Here is a 16,160-nt window from a genome sequence, read left to right as displayed (position 1 = left end):
ACGGCGCCCGGGTGCAGTGCCATTTCAGCAACAAATTGATACAGGTCGAAATAACCCTTAAAAACATGCAGTCATTTACCTGTCATCCCAATAGAATGAGCGCCCCGGCACACAACATGGGAAGATCATGCCCGCACGCTCCGCCCTGTTTTCACAGCGCTCGCTGATCCTCGCCTTGCTGTCGTTGCTGACCTGCGGCTTTCTCGCCACATCGCTGATCAGCTATTTCGCCTCGCGCAGCACAATCCGCGACGGCATCATCAATACCGAGCTGCCGCTCACTTCCGATACCGTCTATTCGGAAATCCAGAAAGACTTGATCCGCCCGGTGCTGATCGCCTCGATGATGGCGCAGGATACCTTCCTGCGCGACTGGGTACTGGCCGGTGAGCAGGACACCCAGCGCATCACTCGCTTTCTTGGCGAGGTCATGGGCAAGCAGGCCACCTTCACCTCATTTTTCGTCTCCGACCGCACCCTCACCTACTACCAGGCCAAGGGCATACTCAAGCAGGTGGTACCGGACACCTGGCGCGACGCGTGGTACTTCCGCTTGCGCGAGCTGAACGCGCCGTACGAGATCAACGTCGACCTGGACATGGCCAACCAGGACAACCTGACGGTGTTCATCAACTATCGGGTGCTGGACTACCAGCAGCGCTTCATTGGCGCCACCGGGGTGGGCCTGAGTGTCAACGCGGTGGTCAAGCTGATCGACAAGTACCAGCGCCGCTACCAGCGCTCGGTGTTTTTCACCGACGCCACGGGCAAGGTCATCCTGACCGGCTCGGACGGTGGCCTCCATGGCCTGAAGATCGGGCAGCCCTTGACCGACAATGCCGACCTGAACGAATTGCTGGCGCAGCGCGCGACCCCCACCGAAGGCAGCCACGAGTACAAGGACAGCAAAGGCCACAGCCACTTCCTCAATGTGCGGCAATTGCCTGAACTGGGCTGGTACCTGCTGGTCGACAAGCGTGAGACCGGAGCCCTGGACCCCATTCGCCACTCGCTGTACCTGAACCTGGTGATCTGCGCGATGATCACCCTGGTCGTTCTGTTGCTGCTCAATGGCATGCTCAGGCGCCACCAGGCCAGTACCGAGGCGCTGGCGACCCTCGACAGCCTGACCGGGCTGCCCAACCGGCGCAGCTTCGACCTGCTGGCCGCCCAGGCCCTGCAGGAGGCCCAGCGCGATTGCGCGCCGCTGGCCGCCTTGCTGATCGATCTCGATCACTTCAAGGTGCTCAACGATACCCATGGCCACCTGGCCGGCGACGAAGTGCTGCGCCAGTTCGCCAACGTGCTGCAGGGCAGCCTGCGGCAGTCGGATATACTCTGCCGCTGGGGCGGCGAGGAATTCATCGTGCTGCTGCGGGAGGCCGAGGGCCGGCAGGCCACCGAGGTGGCAGAGAAGATCCGCCGTGGTACCGAGCAATTGACGTTCAGTTATGAAGGCCAACCTTTGCGCCTGACCACCAGTATCGGCCTGAGCGCCTTGCAGCCGGGTGATACCCTGCACGCCCTGCTGACCCGCGCCGATCGTGCGCTTTATCGTGCCAAGCAGGCCGGCCGCAACCGCGTCTGCAGTGAAACACCCGGAACCGGACATGAATGACAACCAGCACTGCCCCGCCTGCGGTGCCCTCAACCAGTGCAGCCTGGCCGACCCACGCAGCGCCACCCAGGCCTGTTGGTGCTACGGCGTGACCATCGACCCCGCCGTACTGCAGGGCCTGCCTGCCGAACTGCGCGACAAGGCCTGCCTGTGCCCACGCTGCGCCGCCGTGGAAGACCAGCTTGTGGGATCGGGCGCGCCCGCGAACAAGCCGACACCGCTCTAACGCGAAAAACGCTAAACTGCGCCCCCATTCACGTTGCCCGCCGCCATGCGCCTCGACCGCTTCCTCGCCAACCTGCCCTGCTACAACCGTCAGCAAGTGCGCCTGCTGCTGGTGCAGCGCCGCGTGCGCCTGGATCATGAAGTGGTCAGCGACCCCAAGGCAGAGGTCCGTGCCTTCAGCCGCGTGGAAGTGGACGGGCAACTGCTGCAGGCCGGCCGCCCCGCACGTTACCTGATGCTGCACAAGCCCACGGGCTGCGTCAGCGCCACGCAAGACCCGCAGCATCGCACCGTGCTCGACCTGCTGCCTGGCGAATTGCGTGAGGACCTGCACATTGCCGGGCGCCTGGACTTCAACACCACCGGCCTGATGATCCTGACCAACGACGGCCAGTGGTCGCGGCGCCTGACCCAACCGGCCACCAAGCTGCCCAAGCACTACCTGGTGGAAACCGAAGACGAGATCGGCGCGCACTACGTTGCCAAGTTCAGCGAAGGGTTCTATTTCGCCTTCGAAGACCTGACCACCCTGCCCGCCCGACTCGACATCCTCGGCCCGCGTCAGGCACGGCTGGCCATCGTCGAAGGACGCTACCACCAGATCAAGCGCATGTTCGGCCATTTCGACAACAAAGTGGTTGGCCTGCATCGCGAAAGCATGGGTACGATCCAGCTCGATCCAGGCCTGCAACCTGGCCAGTTCAGGGCTCTGACTGCGGACGAAATCGCTTCGGTCCGGATGCCGTAATACCGCCATACGACCGCTGAGCGGCCCGAGTCACAAATTTGCGCAAACGGCACTTGCGGGATCGCTGTGCCACTGCTTGACTCCTAGCTTGTCAGTCCGCGAGTGACCAGCCAGTCACGCCTGCCGTTCATGACACTTTTTGCCGGCCACCCGAAGCCCAGATGCCTTGGGGCACGGCAAATTGCCCGCCACAACAATATCGTCGACACATGTGCCAAGGATCGACACAGGGCCCCCCGATTTATTCAGGCGAATGCCTACCTGTCATAAAGAACGTGCACCCTAGGTGACGCGATTACCCTTTTTGCGCCAGGAGTCGATGACATGAGGCCAGAAATCGCTGTACTTGATATCCAAGGTCAGTATCGGGTTTACACGGAGTTCTATCGCGCGGATGCGGCCGAAAAGACGATCATCCTGATCAACGGGTCGCTGGCCACCACCGCCTCGTTCGCCCAGACGGTGCGCAACCTGCACCCGCATTTCAATGTGGTGCTGTACGACCAGCCATATGCCGGCAAGTCCAAGCCACACAACCGCCAGGAACGGCTGATCAGCAAGGAGGACGAAGCGCAGATCCTTCTCGAACTGATCGATCGCTTCCAGTGCGATCACGTCATGTCCTTCTCCTGGGGCGGGGCCTGCACGCTGCTGGCGCTGGCGCACCAGCCGCGGCGGGTGAAGAAGGCGGTGGTCAGCTCGTTCTCGCCGATCATCAACGAGCCGATGCGCGACTACCTTGAGCGTGGTTGCCAGTACCTGGCCGCCTGTGATCGCTACCAGGTCGGCAACCTGGTCAACGACACCATCGGCAAGTACCTGCCATCACTGTTCAAGCGCTTCAATTACCGGCATGTCAGCGGCCTGGACAGCCATGAGTACGCGCAGATGCACTTCCACATCAACGAAGTGCTGCAGCGTGACTTGCAACGGGCGTTGGACGGCGCGCGCAACATCGACATCCCGGTGCTGTTCATCAACGGCGAGCGCGACGAATACACCACGGTCGAAGATGCACGGGAATTCGGCAAGCATATAGGCAACAGCCAGTTCAGCGTGATCCGCGACGCTGGCCACTTCCTCGACATGGAACACAAGGCAGCCTGTGATGACACCCGTAACGCCATGCTCGGGTTCCTCAAGCCGACCGTGCGCGAGGCCCGTCAACGCAGTCAGCCTTACATCCAGCAGGGGCAGCATGCATTGGCCATCTGAGCGCATCGGCGCCGCGTACCCGACACCCGCAGGTCACGGGGCGCCGACAAGCTTTTTTATAACTTGGGCTTCTAATTCGCGGAGGGTTCTGGTAAAAAGTCCAGCGCAGACGCGGGTATAGTTTAGTGGCAAAACGAAAGCTTCCCAAGCTTTAGTTGAGGGTTCGATTCCCTCTACCCGCTCCACACATTGCATTCCCCGCATGGCGTTCAGCAACGTCATCGCTGTCAAAAGGAGCCCAAGGCTCCTTTTTTCGTTTCTGCCCTTTCATTGATATGGCCCATGGCCGCGTTCGATACCTTCCGCTTCAATTCGCTTGCAAGCGAAACGGCTTGAGGCGCATATGCTTCATGGAACCGTGAAACATTTCGAAAGGACGACGCATGTTTCTCTCCCGCTGGCTACCCGGCCTTGCCAACCTCCTGCACTACCGTCGTGAATGGCTCCAGCCCGACCTGCAGGCCGGGCTATCGGTGGCCGCGATCCAGATCCCCATCGCCATCGCCTATGCACAGATCGTCGGCCTGCCACCGCAATACGGCCTGTATGCCTGCGTGCTGCCAATGATGGTCTATGCCCTCATCGGCAGCTCGCGGCAATTGATGGTCGGCCCGGACGCCGCCACCTGCGCCATGATCGCGGGCGCCGTGGCACCACTGGCCATGGGCGACCCGCATCGCATCGCCGAACTGTCGGTGATCGTCACCGTGCTGGTTGGGGTGATGCTGATCGTCGCCGGCCTGGCGCGCGCCGGGTTCATCGCCAGCTTCTTCTCGCGGCCGATTCTGATCGGTTACCTCAACGGCATCGGCCTGAGCCTGATTGCCGGGCAACTGTCCAAGGTCGTAGGGTTCAAGATCGAGGGTGACGGCTTCATCCTCAGCGTGGTGAATTTCTTCCAGCGCCTGAACGAGATCCATTGGATGACCCTGGCCATCGGCCTGGCCGGGCTGGCGCTGCTGGTCTGGCTGCCGCGCCGCTACCCGCGCCTGCCGGCGGCCCTGGTGACCGTGGCAGTCTTTACCTTGCTGGTCGGGCTGCTCGGCCTGGACCGTTTCGGCGTCGCCATTCTCGGGCCCGTGCCGTCTGGCATCCCCACGCTCGCCTGGCCGCACAGCAACCTCGGTGAAACCAAGAGCCTGCTGCGCGATGCCCTGGGTATCGCCACCGTGAGCTTCTGCAGCGCGATGCTCACCGCGCGCAGCTTCGCCGCACGGCACGGCTATGCGATCAATGCCAACCATGAGTTCGTCGCCCTCGGCGTGAGCAACCTGGCCGCCGGTATCTCGCAGGGTTTCGCCATCAGCGGCGCCGACTCGCGCACGGCGGTCAATGACATGGTCGGCGGCAAGAGCCAGCTGGTCGGCATCATCGCCGCACTGGTCATCGCCCTGATCCTGCTGTTCTTCACCGCACCCATGGCGTGGATCCCGCAGGCGGTACTGGGCGCCGTGCTGCTGATGGCCGGCTGGGGCCTGATCGACATCAAGTCGCTGGGCAGCATCAGGCGCCTGAGCCGCTTCGAATTCTGGCTGTGCCTGCTGACCACGGTTGGCGTGCTCGGTCTGGGCGTGCTGCCGGGCATCGTGTTTGCCGTGACCCTGGCGATCCTGCGCCTGCTCTACACCATCTACCAGCCCACCGACGCCGTGCTCGGCTGGCTACCGGGCACCGAAGGCCAGGTCGACATCCGCAAGCACAAGGACGCCCGTACCGTGCCGGGCCTGGTGGTATACCGCTTCGACGACGCGATCCTGTTTTTCAACGCCGACTATTTCAAGATGCGCCTGCTCGAAGCGGTACAAAGCCAGGCCCAGCCCCAGGCAGTGCTGTTCGATGCGGAAGCGGTGAGCAGCATCGACGTCAGCGGCATCGCCGCCCTGCGCGAAGTGCGCGACACCCTGACGGCGCAAGGCATCCACTTCGCCATCGCCCGCGCGCGCGGCACCTTCCTGCGCATGCTGGTGCGTTCGGGACTCGCGCGGGAAATGGAAGACAAGCTGCTGTTCGGCTCAGTGCGGGCGGGGATACGGGCGTATCGGGTTTGGCGTAACAGGAGTCGCAAGGAGCTAGTGGTTAAATAAGGAATCGGACTACAGCGGAGTCGGAAGAGGACGATCTGCCAGCCAGTGCACCATCCGCTAGCCTCGTCATCCCAAGCAGAATAAACGTTGGGACTTCTTCCTTCCCGTAGCGTCGGGCGACCAGCGACTACGCCATTGGCGCACACCCTGCTATGCTCTTCATTGAAACCCCCATTTTCACCAAGCGAGTGAAAGAACTCCTTGAGGACGACACCTACCGGCTCCTGCAGGTCAAGCTGATGAGTGCACCGGATGTAGGTGACTTGATCGAAGGTACCGGTGGCCTACGCAAGCTTCGCGTTGCTGCCAGTGGACATGGGAAGCGCGGTGGAGCCAGAGTCATCTATTACCACTTCACCTCAGGCTCACAGATTGCCATGCTCTACATCTTTCCGAAAAATGAGCAATCTGACTTGTCTGCCGAACAACGCAAGGTCCTGAAGAACATCATCGAGCACTGGAGGCGTACATGAGCAAATTTTTTGAAGAGCTGATGGAAAGCGTCCAGCAGATGGATGAAATCGTTCAAGGTAAGCGTGTGCCCTCACGAGTTGTCGAGATTGATGCACTGCAGGTCAGGAACATTCGCAAATCCACCGGTTTGTCCCAGGTGCGTTTCGCCGAGATGATCGATGTTCAAGTCGCCACACTAAGGAACTGGGAGCAAGGGCGCAGGGAGCCTACCGGGCCGGCCAAAGCGTTGCTACGTGCCATACGCAACGACCCTGACCATGTCCTGAGGGCACTTGCCCATTAATTCAGTATCCCAGATGCTTCAACAAAGCCCCTTCGTTCTCTGTGGGGCGCTGATAAGTGCGCAACAGCTCTCCCGCCCGGTTGGTGAAAATCCCGTCGACACCAGACTGCATGGCCTTGTCGAAATCGACTCTGTCATCGAGTGTGTAGACACAGTCCGCGCTCGTGATTGGCCTGGTTCATCCAAGGCTGGATCAGGTCGCCGTAGCTCTGCTCACCCAGATGAGTGCGCGTGGCTGAAGGGCCGGTGCCTATGGCGCCCTCCTGCTTTGCATCATCAAGCCAGCGCAGGAACTCCGCCTTGTCCTTGGGTTGCTGGCGCGCATGGAAAGCGGCCTTGTCCCGCTCCCCCGACTGGGCGAAATCCTGGCCGGATGCCGATGCGATGCCAGTGTTGCCTACCCAGAGCAGAAGGACCTTCGGCACCTGCGGCATCGCCTCGTGCAGCAACTTGAGGCTGTTGCGGTCGAAGGTCTGCAACACTACCCGCCCCGGCCGGTCGGTGTCGTGGATTCCGGGGCGTCGTAGGAAGCGCCGCGGTGGGCGATCACGGCCGGATACGGAATGCCTTGGGCGGTGGCCAGGGTCTTGCCGTCGGTGGCCGAGGCCAGTGAAGCCGAGAACAGCGTGCTCAGGGCCAGGGTGCGGAGCAGCGGGTTGCGCATGGAGAAGTCCTCTTTCATCCAGCAGTACAGGCACAATGCGAACACCAACCCTCGCACACCTTGCATGACATGCTAAAGTCCCCGCCGTTTCCCGCGCCACCGAACGGACCGCCCATGCCAGCTCTCGACGCCCGCCTCGCCTCTTGGCCAGACCTCAACCAGCGCCACCCGTGCACAGCTCTGCTGCTGGGCAATGGCGCCAGTCGTGCGCTGTGGAAACCGTTCGGCTACTTCTCGCTGTATGAGGAAGCCCAGCGCGCAGGGCGCAAGAAAGGCCTGGCGATCAGCGACCAGGCCCTGTTCAAGTCGCTGGGCACCGAGCTGTTCGAGCCGGTGCTGACCACCCTCAACCACACCGTGCGCGCCAACGCCGCCCTGGCCATCAACTCCACCGCGCCGCTGAACCGCTATTACTCGATCAAGGAAGGCCTGATCCACGCCATTCGCACCCTGCATCTGCCCTGGCCGCTGATGCCCGCTAGCACCTTGGCGTCGATCAACCAGGCCTTGCGCGAGTACCGCAGCGTCTACACCAGCAACTACGACCTGATCCTGCCCTGGGCCCTGCAGCACAACCCACAGGGCTTTGCCGCGCTGTTCGACGATCAGGGGTTCTTCGACGTACGCCGCACCCGCAGCCAAGGCACCCGGGTGCTGCACCTGCACGGTGGCCTGCACCTGCTCAAGCTGCCCGACGGCAGCACCCGCCAGCGCAGCGCCGACAGCGCCGAGCTGCTCGACGGTTTTGCGGTGAACATTCCGGGTGAAGTACCGTTGTTCGTCAACGAAGACCGCAGCGACGAGAAACTGCGCGCCATTCGCAACTCGGATTACCTGGCCTGGGGCTTGGGTCAACTGGCACAGGAAAGCCAGGGTTTATGCCTGTTCGGGCAGCACCTGGACAGTACTGACCAGCACCTGGTCGAAGCCATTCGCCAGGCGCGGCCAGCCCACCTGTCGATTGCCATACGGCCGTTGAGCGAGGCGTCGGTGATCAACCAGAAGCAGCACTTCGTCGAACGGTTCGGGGATATGACCGGGACGGCGCTGCACTTCTTCGATGCAAGCACGCATCCGTTGGGGTTCGAAGAACTCGCTATCGAAGTACCGGCAGCTCGGCGCTGAATATCCCAAGCTGCAATCAGATCAGCTGATCCGCCCGCAACAACGTCTCCAGGCAATGCTCCTGCACCCCATAAAACGCCTTGAGCCGTTCGATCTTCTCCAGCAGGGCCGCGTTATCCCCCGCCTGCCGGCGCTTCACCGCAAGAATCATCTTGTTCTTGTTGGTGTGTTCCAGTGAGATGAACTCGAACACCTTGGTCTCGTAACCACAGGCTTCCAGATACAACGCACGCAAGCTGTCGGTGAGCATCTCGGCCTGCTGCCCCAGGTGCAGGCCGTATTGCAGCATTGGCTGCAGCAAGCCCGGGCTGTGCAGTTGTGGGCGGATCTGTTTGTGGCAGCATGGCGAACACATGATGATCGCGGCGTTGCAGCGGATGCCCGTGTGGATGGCGTAGTCAGTGGCGATATCGCAGGCGTGCAGGGCGATCATCACTTCGATGGCCTCGGGCACCACAGTGCGCACGTCGCCGCACTGGAATTCCAGGCCCGGGTGCTCCAGGCGCTGCGCAGCGGCATTGCACAGGTCGACCATGTCCTGGCGCAATTCCACCCCGGTCACCTGCGCCTGGCGGGCCAGGGTATTGCGCAGGTAGTCATGCATGGCGAAGGTCAGGTAGCCCTTGCCCGACCCGAAATCAGCTACCCGCAGCGCCTGATCAGTCGCTAGCGGGGCGTTGGCCAGGGCATGGTCGAAGACTTCGATGAACTTGTTGATCTGTTTCCACTTGCGCGACATCGACGGGATCAGTGCACCTTGGGCATCGGTCACGCCCAGGTCACGCAGGAACGGCCGCGTCAGCTTCAGGTAGCGTTTTTTCTCGCGGTCATGGCCGCTATTGGCAACCGCTTCACGGGGGGCCTGCGCGCCGTGGCGCTGAAGCATCGGCTTGCCCTTCTTGCTGAAGGTCAGCTGCACTTCGCCGTCGGCATCGAACAGGTGGGCGTTGCGGAAGCTCGCCGGCAGCAACTCGGCGACCAGCGCCTGGGCCTGGTCCAGCGGCAGGTTGCGGGTGATGTCGCGGGTCTGGTGCCGGTAGACCAAGGACAGCTGGGCCTGGCCCTTCACCTGCAGCGGCTTGGCGATGATGCGCTGCAAGCTCTGATCGGCACCAACATGGCGCGCCAGCACCAGCTTGACCAGGGTGCTGCCGTGCAGCGTGGCACTCAGCAGGTCGAGGAACTGGGCGCGCGCATCCGGCGCAGGGGAAGCGGAAATACTGGCGGACATGGAAAACGGGTGCCTCGGATAGCAGGGGGCGCGTTGCGCGTTGCCGCGCATTCTACACCCTGCAGCCGCCGCTTCAGTCGAGAATCACCAGACGGTTGGGCAGTTCGTTGCGTGCATGGGTGCGAGGCACCTGTTGGCACAGCAGTTCGCCGCAGGCATCGATGCATTCGATAAAACCCTGCAAGGTACGCCCTTGGCGCACCTGTTCGGCCAGACGCGCAACCATCGCCGCCCGGACCTGCGCATCGAGATGGCGATCAATCCCCTGGTCGACGAGGATTTCCACATGCCGCTCGGCCTCGGCGACAAAGATCAGTACCCCCGTGGCACCCTCCGTGCGCTCCAGGTTCTGCTCTCGAAATTGCTGGCGTGCCAGGCTCGAAGCGCGCCAGCGGCGCAAGGTGGCCGGAATCAGCCACGCAGCCACACGAGGGCGACGCAGCAACAGGCAAAGGCCGATGAACAACAGCACATTGGCTACCAGCAGCCCACGCACGCCCGGCCAGCCCAGCAGCCAGTGCAGCAGGCCAGGCACGGCCAGCGCCAGCACCGCAGCCCAGAACAGCGGCAGGTAGGCATAATCATCGGCCCGTCGCGCCAAGACGGTTACCAGTTGCGCGTCGGTGCGCCGCTCGACGCGGGCAATGGCTTCGGCCACCTGGCGGCGTTCGTATTCGTTGAGGGGCGTCATGCCTTCGGTCTCTCAAGCGTTCTTATAGTTGTTTTCCCGGCATTCGGGGCTTCCTCCGCAGCCGACATATTCAGGCATAATCCGCTGCTGGATGAATTACCGGCGAATCGTACAACAATAGCCGCCTGAAAACTTCGGCCATGCACGTATCCGTTGGATACGGCAAAGCCTCGACAATGGAATTGATAATGAAACTGTCTTTGCTGGGCCTGGCCATGGGCCTTGCCAGCCAGGCGGCCCTTGCCGCCCCATCCGCCCCGCCCCTGCAGGACAAGCAGGCGTTCATCGATCATCTGATCAGCCAGATGACCGAAGCCGAAAAGATCGGCCAACTGCGCCTGATCAGCATCGGCCCGGACATGCCCCGCGACAAGATCCGCGAAGAAATCGCCGCCGGGCGCATCGGCGGTACCTTCAACTCGCGTACCGCCCCCGAGAACCGGCCGATGCAGGACGCCGCCATGCGCAGCCGCCTGAAGATCCCGATGTTCTTCGCCTACGACACCATCCATGGCGAGCGCACCATCTTCCCGATCGGCCTGGGCCTGGCCGCCAGCTGGGACATGGATGCCATCGCCAAGGTCGGCCGCACCTCGGCCATCGAAGCGTCGGCCGACGCCCTGGACATGACCTTCGCGCCAATGGTCGACATCGCCCGCGACCCGCGCTGGGGCCGTACCAGTGAAGGCTTCGGCGAAGATACCTACCTGACCTCGAAGATCGGCCAGGTAATGGTCCGCTCGTTCCAGGGCAGCAGCCCGGCCAACGCCGACAGCATCATGGCCATCGTCAAGCATTTCGCCCTGTATGGCGCGGTGGAAGGCGGGCGCGACTACAACACGGTGGATATGAGCCTGCCGAAGATGTACAACGACTACCTGCCGCCCTACCGCGCCGCGCTCGACGCTGGTGCTGGAGGGGTGATGGTAGCGCTCAACTCGATCAACGGCGTGCCAGCCACTTCCAATACCTGGCTGATGAACGACCTGCTGCGCAAGCAGTGGGGCTTCAAGGGCGTGACCATCAGCGACCACGGCGCCATCCAGGAGCTGATCCGCCACGGTGTCGCCCGCGACGGCCGCGAAGCTGCCAAGCTGGCGATCAAGGCCGGCATCGACATGAGCATGAACGACACCCTGTATGGCGAGGAACTGCCAGGGCTGCTGAAGTCCGGCGAAGTGACCCAGCAGGAGTTGAACCAGGCCGTGCGCGAGGTGCTCGGCGCCAAGTACGACATGGGCCTGTTCAAGGACCCGTACGTGCGCATCGGCAAGGCCGAAAGCGACCTGAAGGACTACTACGCCGAAGACCGTCTGCACCGCGACGTCGCCCGCGACGTGGCACGCCGCAGCCTGGTGCTGCTGGAAAACCGCAACCAGACGCTGCCGCTGAAAAAGGCCGGCACCATTGCATTGGTCGGCCCGCTGGCCGATGCGCCGATCGACATGATGGGCAGCTGGGCTGCCGACGGCAAGCCGATGCACTCGGTCACCGTGCGCGAAGGCCTGCGCCGCGCTGTCGAGGGCAAGGCCAAGCTTGTGTATGCCAAAGGCTCCAACGTCACTGGCGACAAGGCCATCCTCGACTACCTGAACTTCCTCAACTTCGATGCCCCGGAAATCGTCGATGACCCACGCCCTGCGGCCGTGCTGATCGATGAAGCGGTCAAGGCTGCCAGGCAGTCCGATGTGGTCGTGGCCGTGGTCGGTGAGTCCCGTGGCATGTCCCACGAGTCGTCGAGCCGAACCACCCTGGAAATCCCCGCCAGCCAGCGCGAGCTGATCAAGGCCCTGAAAGCCACCGGCAAGCCGCTGGTACTGGTGCTGATGAACGGCCGCCCGCTGTCGATCAGCTGGGAGCGTGAACAGGCCGACGCCATCCTCGAAACCTGGTTCTCCGGCACCGAAGGCGGCAACGCCATCGCTGACGTGCTGTTCGGCGATTACAACCCGTCGGGCAAGCTGGCAATCACCTTCCCGCGCTCGGTCGGGCAAATCCCGATGTACTACAACCACACCCGCATCGGCCGCCCATACACCCCCGGCAAGCCAGGCAACTACACCTCGCAGTATTTCGAAGAACCCAACGGCCCGCTGTACCCGTTCGGCTACGGCCTGAGCTACAGCAGCTTCGAGCTGTCGGGCCTGGCCCTGTCGAGCAAGGACCTCAAGCGTGGCGACACCCTGGAGGCCAAGGTGACGGTGAAGAACACCGGCAAGCTTGAAGGCGAGACGGTGGTGCAGCTGTACCTGCAGGACGTCTCGGCGTCGATGAGCCGCCCGGTCAAGGAGCTGAAGAACTTCCAGAAACTGATGCTCAAGCCTGGCGAATCGCGGACCTTGTCCTTCCGCATCAGTGAGGAAGACCTGAAGTTCTACAATGGCCAACTGCAGCGGGTGGCCGAGCCTGGCGAGTTCAATGTGCAGGTCGGGCTGGATTCCGAGGCCGTGCAGCAGCAGAGCTTCGAACTGCTGTAATTGAAAGCTTGCCTGTACCGGCCTCTGTGGCAGCGGGTTCATCGAGCCGTCGAACCGCCGCGAAGAGGCCGGTACTGATATCCCCATCACCCGGATCCGCCCCATGCCCTTTTCCTTTCGCGCCCTGCGTCTGGGGCTGATCACCCTGCTCATCGTACTCGGCACTGTGTTAAGCGCCGGCTGGGCCATGCACCAGGCCAAGCGCCAGGCCATGGAAGACGACGCCCGCCGCGCCAGCCAGCAACTGGTGCTGTACGCCAATGCCCTGCACACCCTGATCGATCGCTACCGCGCCCTGCCCGCCGTGCTGGCACTGGACCCGGAACTGATCGAGGCCTTGCGCGGCCCGGTCAGAGAGCAAACGCAACACGCGCTCAACCTCAAGCTCGAACGCATCAACGGCGCCGCCAACTCTTCGACCCTGGAGCTGCTCGACCGTACCGGGCTGGCCGTCGCCGCGAGCAACTGGCGCCTGCCGACCACCTACGTTGGCTCCAACTATGGCTTTCGCCCCTACTTCAAGCAGACCCGCAGCCAGGGCAGTGGCCGCTTCTATGCGGTTGGCGTGACCAGCGGTGTGCCGGGCTACTTCCTGGCCAGCGCGGTCAGCGATGAACAGGGGCGCTTCCTCGGCGCCATGGTGGTCAAGCTGGAGTTCCCTGAGCTCGAACGCGAATGGCGCCAGGGCAGTGACATCCTGCTGGTCAGTGACGCCCGCGGCATCACCTTCATCGCCAACCAGGAAGGCTGGCGCTACCGCGAACTCAAGCCACTCACAGGCGCCGACCGCGCCGAGCTGGCCGAAACCCGCCAGTACGACAAGCAGCCGCTGGTGCCGCTTCAGCATCAGGTGCTGACTCGCTTTGCCAGCAACAGTCATCTGAGCCGCGTGCAGGGCCCTGATGGCAGCGCCGAGTTCCTTTGGGAGAGCCTGCCGCTGGAAGGCGAAGACTGGACCTTGCACCTGCTGCGCAGACCCCAGGTCGAAGCTGCCGGCCGCAACGCTGCACTGGGTGCTGCAGCGGTGTGGCTGAGCCTGGTGTTCGCCGCGCTGTTCGTCAGCCAGCGTCTGCGCCTGGCGCGCCTGCGCCAGCGCAGCCGCGAAGAGCTCAAGCGCCAGGTCGAGGAACGTACGCGTGAGCTGCGCACCGCCCAGGAAGGCTTGGTGCAATCGGCCAAACTGGCTGCCCTGGGGCAGATGTCGGCGGCCATGGCTCACGAGATCAACCAGCCGCTGACGACCCAACGCATGCAACTGGAAACCCTGCGTCTGTTGCTTGACCACGGCCGTTACGACGACGCGCGCAAGGCCCTCGAGCCGCTGGAGCAGATGCTCACGCGCATGGCTGCCCTGACCAGCCATCTGAAGACCTTCGCCCGCAACAGCCCGGTCGGCCTGCGTGAACGCCTCGACCTGGCTACCGTGGTCGACCAGGCCCTGCACTTGATGGACACCCGCATACGCAGTGAGGAAGTCGAAGTGGCCCTGTACCTGGCACGCCCGGCCTGGGTCCGGGGCGATGCTATCCGCCTCGAACAGGTATTGATCAACCTGCTGCGCAACGCCCTCGATGCCATGGCCGACAAACGCTACAGGCGCCTGGAGGTCCGCATCGAACCGGATCATGGGCAGTGGCGCCTCAGCGTGCTGGACTCCGGCGGCGGCATTGCCGAAGCTGACCTGGCCAAGGTCTTCGACCCGTTCTTCACCACCAAGCCGGTAGGCGAAGGCCTGGGCCTGGGCCTGGCGATTTCCTATGGCATCATCGTCGAAGCTGGCGGCCAGTTACACGCCGAGAACCTGCCGGGCGGCGCCCGGTTGAGCATGACCCTGCCCCGTGACCTGGAGCCTGTATGTTGAATTCAGTGATCGTCGTCGATGATGAAGCCAGTATCCGCACGGCGGTCGAGCAGTGGCTAAGCCTATCGGGCTTCAGCGTGCAGCTGTTCGCCCGTGCCGAAGACTGCCTGGCCCAGCTGCCCGCGCATTTTGCCGGGGTGATCATCAGCGACGTGCGCATGCCGGGCATGGGTGGCCTGCAGCTGCTCGAACGCCTGCAGGGGGATGATCCGGACCTGCCGGTGATCCTGCTGACCGGCCATGGAGATGTGCCGATGGCGGTCGAGGCGATGCGCAACGGCGCCTATGACTTCCTGGAAAAGCCGTTTACACCGCAACATTTGCTTGGCAGCCTGCGCCGCGCACTGGAGAAACGCCAGCTGGTCCTGGAGAACCGACGGCTGCACGAGCAGGCCGACCTCAAGTCACGCCTGGAAACGACCCTGCTGGGCATGTCCCAGGGCTTGCAGCAGTTGCGCCGACAGGTGCTGGACCTGGCCGGCCTGCCGGTCAATGTGCTGATCCGCGGCGAGACCGGTAGCGGCAAGGAGCGCGTAGCGCGTTGCCTGCACGACTTCGGCCCGCGTGCCGAAAAACCGTTTGTCGCGCTCAACTGCGCGGCCATCCCTGAAGCGCTGTTCGAAGCCGAACTGTTCGGCCACGAAAGCGGCGCCTTCACCGGCGCCCAGGGCAAACGCATCGGCAAGCTGGAATACGCCAACGGCGGGACGGTATTCCTCGACGAGATCGAGAGCATGCCGCTGGCCCAGCAGGTCAAGCTGTTGCGGGTGATCCAGGAGCAGAAGCTGGAGCGGCTGGGGGCTAACCAGAGCATCAGCGTCGACTTGCGGATCATTGCCGCTACCAAGCCCGATTTGCTTGAAGAAGCCCGTGCCGGGCGTTTCCGCGAGGATCTGGCCTATCGCCTGAACGTGGCGGAACTGCGCCTGGCGCCGCTGCGTGAACGGCGTGAGGACATCCCGCTGCTGTTCGAGCATTTCGCCCGCGCAGCAGCCGGAAAGCTGGGGCGCTCGGCGCCCCCCCTGAGCGGTGCGCAACTGGCGCAGCTGCTGTCGCATGACTGGCCGGGCAATGTGCGTGAGCTGGCCAATGCCGCAGAGCGACATGCCCTGGGGTTAGGCTCGCCGAACATCGAGGTGACACCTGCAGGCCAATCGCTGGGCGATCAGATGGAAGCGTTCGAAGCACAGTGCCTGCGAGCAGCATTGCGTCAGCACGGGGGCGAGATCAAGGCAGTGATGGAAGCGCTGCAACTGCCTCGGCGCACGCTGAACGAGAAGATGCAGCGGCACGGGTTGGTGCGCGAGGACTTTCTTCAATAAGCGGTTTATTGCCTATCAGCCACATCAGATAAGCGGAAACCCGCTTATCCAACCCTGGATGGACAAGGGGGCCGTTCCGCAGCCATTAGCTATGATCCAGCGCCAGCGGGCCCTACGCCCCCATTTGGATCGCTACGCACCC

Annotated in this window: 14 protein-coding genes, 1 tRNA gene and 1 pseudogene; 12 read left to right on the top strand and 4 right to left on the bottom strand. The window is 63.0% G+C overall.

From position 1 onward, the window contains the following. Window positions 1-127: 127 nt before the first annotated feature. From HU738_RS14650 to nadS, 8 genes are all read left to right on the top strand, one after another. Entirely contained in the window at window positions 128-1,618 is a 1,491-nt protein-coding gene (locus tag HU738_RS14650; RefSeq protein WP_186601322.1) for a sensor domain-containing diguanylate cyclase, read from the top strand. After that, on the top strand, window positions 1,611-1,844 hold the full coding sequence (locus HU738_RS14645; RefSeq protein WP_186601321.1) for a cysteine-rich CWC family protein: 234 nt from the start codon (window positions 1,611-1,613) through the stop codon (window positions 1,842-1,844). Before HU738_RS14650 ends, HU738_RS14645 begins: the two co-directional genes overlap by 8 nt. Before the next feature lie 45 nt (window positions 1,845-1,889). Next, on the top strand, window positions 1,890-2,591 hold the full coding sequence (locus tag HU738_RS14640; RefSeq protein ID WP_186601320.1) for a pseudouridine synthase: 702 nt from the start codon (window positions 1,890-1,892) through the stop codon (window positions 2,589-2,591). 324 nt (window positions 2,592-2,915) lie between these two features. Next, complete coding sequence (locus HU738_RS14635; RefSeq protein ID WP_176505977.1) at window positions 2,916-3,806, top strand: alpha/beta fold hydrolase; 891 nt, start codon at window positions 2,916-2,918, stop codon at window positions 3,804-3,806. Between the two features lie 111 nt (window positions 3,807-3,917). Then, window positions 3,918-3,991, top strand: a tRNA-Gly gene (locus HU738_RS14630). 198 nt (window positions 3,992-4,189) lie between these two features. After that, window positions 4,190-5,890: a SulP family inorganic anion transporter gene (locus HU738_RS14625; RefSeq protein ID WP_186601319.1), complete on the top strand. Its 1,701-nt coding sequence runs from the start codon at window positions 4,190-4,192 to the stop codon at window positions 5,888-5,890. A 152-nt stretch (window positions 5,891-6,042) separates the two neighbouring features. Further along, window positions 6,043-6,363, top strand: a complete 321-nt coding sequence (locus HU738_RS14620; RefSeq protein ID WP_186601318.1) for a type II toxin-antitoxin system RelE/ParE family toxin — start codon at window positions 6,043-6,045, stop codon at window positions 6,361-6,363. Beyond that, window positions 6,360-6,647, top strand: coding sequence for a NadS family protein (nadS, locus tag HU738_RS14615; RefSeq protein ID WP_176505974.1), 288 nt, complete (start codon window positions 6,360-6,362; stop codon window positions 6,645-6,647). The genes HU738_RS14620 and nadS overlap by 4 nt, the downstream gene beginning before the upstream one ends. Window position 6,648: 1 nt before the next feature. Here nadS and HU738_RS26010 read toward each other — a convergent pair. Next, window positions 6,649-7,138, bottom strand: a pseudogene (locus tag HU738_RS26010) (PI-PLC domain-containing protein); the annotation flags it as partial. Continuing rightward, the gene (locus HU738_RS26005; protein ID WP_225923466.1) at window positions 7,129-7,377 is read right to left on the bottom strand and encodes a hypothetical protein; all 249 of its coding nucleotides are present in this window, start codon (window positions 7,375-7,377) and stop codon (window positions 7,129-7,131) included. The pseudogene HU738_RS26010 and the gene HU738_RS26005, both read right to left, overlap by 10 nt. 48 nt (window positions 7,378-7,425) lie before the next feature. Here HU738_RS26005 and HU738_RS14605 point away from each other — a divergent pair, with 48 nt between their 5' ends. Beyond that, entirely contained in the window at window positions 7,426-8,436 is a 1,011-nt protein-coding gene (locus tag HU738_RS14605; RefSeq protein ID WP_186601317.1) for a DUF4917 family protein, read from the top strand. A 16-nt stretch (window positions 8,437-8,452) separates the two neighbouring features. On the opposite strand, the gene HU738_RS14600 is transcribed toward HU738_RS14605, so the two are convergent. Then, window positions 8,453-9,667 (bottom strand): class I SAM-dependent methyltransferase, encoded by a 1,215-nt coding sequence (locus HU738_RS14600; RefSeq protein ID WP_186601316.1) that lies wholly within the window; start codon window positions 9,665-9,667, stop codon window positions 8,453-8,455. A 73-nt stretch (window positions 9,668-9,740) separates the two neighbouring features. Then, entirely contained in the window at window positions 9,741-10,358 is a 618-nt protein-coding gene (locus HU738_RS14595) for a TPM domain-containing protein (RefSeq protein WP_186601315.1), read from the bottom strand. A 185-nt stretch (window positions 10,359-10,543) separates the two neighbouring features. Here HU738_RS14595 and bglX point away from each other — a divergent pair, with 185 nt between their 5' ends. From bglX to HU738_RS14580, 3 genes are all read left to right on the top strand, one after another. Continuing rightward, the gene (gene bglX, locus HU738_RS14590; RefSeq protein WP_186601396.1) at window positions 10,544-12,835 is read left to right on the top strand and encodes a beta-glucosidase BglX; all 2,292 of its coding nucleotides are present in this window, start codon (window positions 10,544-10,546) and stop codon (window positions 12,833-12,835) included. A gap of 103 nt (window positions 12,836-12,938) precedes the next feature. Next, complete coding sequence (locus tag HU738_RS14585; protein WP_186601314.1) at window positions 12,939-14,696, top strand: sensor histidine kinase; 1,758 nt, start codon at window positions 12,939-12,941, stop codon at window positions 14,694-14,696. After that, the gene (locus HU738_RS14580; protein ID WP_186601313.1) at window positions 14,690-16,018 is read left to right on the top strand and encodes a sigma-54-dependent transcriptional regulator; all 1,329 of its coding nucleotides are present in this window, start codon (window positions 14,690-14,692) and stop codon (window positions 16,016-16,018) included. The genes HU738_RS14585 and HU738_RS14580 overlap by 7 nt, the downstream gene beginning before the upstream one ends. The last annotated feature ends 142 nt before the right edge of the window (window positions 16,019-16,160 follow it).

The sequence above is a fragment of the Pseudomonas vlassakiae genome, assembly GCF_014269035.2.
In the GTDB taxonomy this organism is placed as follows: Bacteria; Pseudomonadota; Gammaproteobacteria; order Pseudomonadales; family Pseudomonadaceae; genus Aquipseudomonas; species Aquipseudomonas vlassakiae.
This window is presented reverse-complemented; position numbering and strand designations above follow the sequence as displayed.

Bases quoted from the DNA above. Each gene is read 5' to 3' on its own strand.
- HU738_RS14635 (WP_176505977.1), top strand. From the start codon at position 2,916: ATGAGGCCAGAAATCGCTGTACTTGATATCCAAGGTCAGTATCGGGTT.
- HU738_RS14650 (WP_186601322.1), top strand. From the start codon at position 128: ATGCCCGCACGCTCCGCCCTGTTTTCACAGCGCTCGCTGATCCTCGCC.
- HU738_RS26005 (WP_225923466.1), bottom strand. From the start codon at position 7,377: ATGCAAGGTGTGCGAGGGTTGGTGTTCGCATTGTGCCTGTACTGCTGG.
- HU738_RS14620 (WP_186601318.1), top strand. From the start codon at position 6,043: ATGCTCTTCATTGAAACCCCCATTTTCACCAAGCGAGTGAAAGAACTC.
- HU738_RS14595 (WP_186601315.1), bottom strand. From the start codon at position 10,358: ATGACGCCCCTCAACGAATACGAACGCCGCCAGGTGGCCGAAGCCATT.
- HU738_RS14625 (WP_186601319.1), top strand. From the start codon at position 4,190: ATGTTTCTCTCCCGCTGGCTACCCGGCCTTGCCAACCTCCTGCACTAC.
- HU738_RS14600 (WP_186601316.1), bottom strand. From the start codon at position 9,667: ATGTCCGCCAGTATTTCCGCTTCCCCTGCGCCGGATGCGCGCGCCCAG.
- nadS (WP_176505974.1), top strand. From the start codon at position 6,360: ATGAGCAAATTTTTTGAAGAGCTGATGGAAAGCGTCCAGCAGATGGAT.
- HU738_RS14640 (WP_186601320.1), top strand. From the start codon at position 1,890: ATGCGCCTCGACCGCTTCCTCGCCAACCTGCCCTGCTACAACCGTCAG.
- HU738_RS14605 (WP_186601317.1), top strand. From the start codon at position 7,426: ATGCCAGCTCTCGACGCCCGCCTCGCCTCTTGGCCAGACCTCAACCAG.
- HU738_RS14580 (WP_186601313.1), top strand. From the start codon at position 14,690: ATGTTGAATTCAGTGATCGTCGTCGATGATGAAGCCAGTATCCGCACG.
- HU738_RS14585 (WP_186601314.1), top strand. From the start codon at position 12,939: ATGCCCTTTTCCTTTCGCGCCCTGCGTCTGGGGCTGATCACCCTGCTC.
- HU738_RS14645 (WP_186601321.1), top strand. From the start codon at position 1,611: ATGAATGACAACCAGCACTGCCCCGCCTGCGGTGCCCTCAACCAGTGC.